General features: G+C 67.7%; 2 protein-coding genes. One reads left to right on the top strand and one right to left on the bottom strand.

The window, feature by feature from the left end; translation table 11 throughout:
• Nucleotides 1-233: 30S ribosomal protein S20 (gene rpsT / locus VFI59_12025; GenBank protein ID HET6714422.1), on the bottom strand; the 233-nt coding region annotated here is incomplete at its 3' end.
• Nucleotides 234-310: 77 nt separating this feature from the next.
• Here rpsT and lepA point away from each other — a divergent pair.
• Complete coding sequence (gene lepA / locus VFI59_12020) at nucleotides 311-2,128, top strand: translation elongation factor 4 (GenBank protein HET6714421.1); 1,818 nt, start codon at nucleotides 311-313, stop codon at nucleotides 2,126-2,128.
• The last annotated feature ends 38 nt before the right edge of the window (nucleotides 2,129-2,166 follow it).

Genomic DNA, 2,166 nt, shown 5'->3' with positions numbered 1-2,166 from the left:
GACTTGTGCCGGGCGGCCGCGCGCTTGTGCAGCATGCCCTTGGAGGCGGCCTTGTCGTAGGCGCGTGATGCCTCACCCAGGGCAGCCGCGGTCGCGGCCTCGGTGTCGCCGGTCTCGGCCGCGGTGGTCACCTTCTTGGTCGCCGTCTTGAGCGAGGAGCGAACGCCCAGGTTGCGCTTGCGCCGCTTCTCGTTCTGACGGTTCCGCTTGATCTGCGACTTGATGTTGGCCATGAACGGTCGAGTGTACCAGCGGGTTCAGGCACGCCCGAGCGTGTCGCACGGGTCGGCGCCCGTACGATAGGCGCGCCGTGACCGAGCCCACCCACATCCGGAACTTCTGCATCATCGCGCACATCGACCACGGCAAGTCGACGCTGGCCGACCGCCTGCTCGAGCTCACCCACACGGTCGCAGACCGCGACATGCGCGAGCAATACCTGGACAAGATGGACCTCGAACGCGAGCGGGGCATCACGATCAAGGCGCAGGCGGTCCGCCTGGCGTACCGGTTCGAGGGCTCCGATCTCGAGCTGAACCTGATCGACACGCCCGGTCACGTCGATTTCACGTACGAGGTGTCGCGTTCCCTGGAGGCGTGCGAGGGAGCGGTGCTCCTGGTCGACGCCGCACAGGGGATCGAGGCCCAGACGCTGGCGAACTTCCACCTCGCGCGCGACGCCGGTCTGGTCATCGTGCCCGTGCTCAACAAGATCGACCTGCCGCAGGCCGACGTCGCGGAGACCCGCCGCGAGCTCGCCGAGGTCGTGGGGTGCCCACCGGACGAGGTCCTGGCGGTCAGCGCCAAGACCGGCGAGGGCGTCACGCAGCTGATCGAGGAGGTCGTCCGTCGCGTCCCGCCCCCGACGGGCGAACGCGACCGGCCGCTCCGGGCGCTGATCTTCGACTCGTCCTTCGACCCGTACCGAGGTGTCATCGCCTACCTCCGCGTGAAGGAGGGCGTGCTGCCCTCGCGCTCCAAGGTGCGGTTCATGGCGAGCGCGCTCGACTCGGAGGCCGAGGAGGCGGGGGTCTTCGCGCCCGAGGCCACGCCCGTGCCGAAGCTCGAAGCCGGCGAGGTCGGCTACCTCGTGACCGGGCTGAAAGACGTCCACCAGGTCAAGGTCGGCGACACGGTCACTCTGTCCGGCAAGCAGGGGGCGCGCGAAGCGTTGCCCGGCTACCGCGAGCCCAGGCCGATGGTTTGGAGCGGCCTGTTCCCGGCGGAGGGCGGCGACTACTCCGAGCTACGGGAGGCGCTCGACCGGCTGAAACTGAACGATGCGGCGCTCGCGTACGAGCCCGAGACGTCGCGGGCGCTCGGGTTCGGGTTCCGCTGCGGGTTCCTCGGGCTGCTGCACATGGACATCGTGAAGGAACGGCTCGAGCGCGAGTTCGGCCTCGAGCTGATCGCGACGGCGCCCAACGTGGAGTTCCACGTGATCAGGGCCGATGAGACGATCGTCGTGCACAACCCGAGCGAGATGCCGCAACCGGGCACCTACGACCATGTCGAGGAGCCCGTGGTGCGCGCCACGATCATCACGCCGAGCGACTACCTCGGCCCCGTGCTCGAGCTCTGTCAGGCGCGCCGCGGCGAGCTCACTGACATGAAGTACCTCTCGCCCGAGCGCGCCGAGGTTCATTACAAGCTGCCGCTCGCCGAGATCATCTTCGACTTCTTCGACCAGCTGAAGTCCAAGACCCGCGGGTACGCGTCGCTCGACTACGACCCGATCGGCTACGAGATCGCCGACCTCGTCCGCGTGGACGTGCTTCTGCACGGCGAACCCGTCGACGCGTTCTCGAGCGTCGTGCACCGCGAGAAGGCCGCCCAGTACGGGCGCCAGATGGTCGAACGTCTTCGCGAGTTGATCCCGCGACAGTTGTTCGACGTCGCGATCCAGGCGTCGATCGGCTCGCGCATCGTCGCGCGAGAGACGGTCAAAGCCAAGCGTAAGGATGTGCTCGCCAAGTGCTACGGCGGCGACATCACCCGCAAGCGAAAGCTGCTCGAGCAGCAGAAGAGAGGAAAGGAACGCATGCGCCGGGTTGGCCGCGTCGACGTGCCACAGGAGGCATTCATCGCCGCACTGCGCGTCGACCAGAAGGCGGAGGCGAAGAAGTGACCGCAGGCGTCTATGTCCACGTGCCGTTCTGCCTCACG

It is taken from the genome of Actinomycetota bacterium (genome assembly GCA_035697485.1).
GTDB lineage: Bacteria > Actinomycetota > UBA4738 > UBA4738 > HRBIN12 > JAOUEA01.
This window is presented reverse-complemented; position numbering and strand designations above follow the sequence as displayed.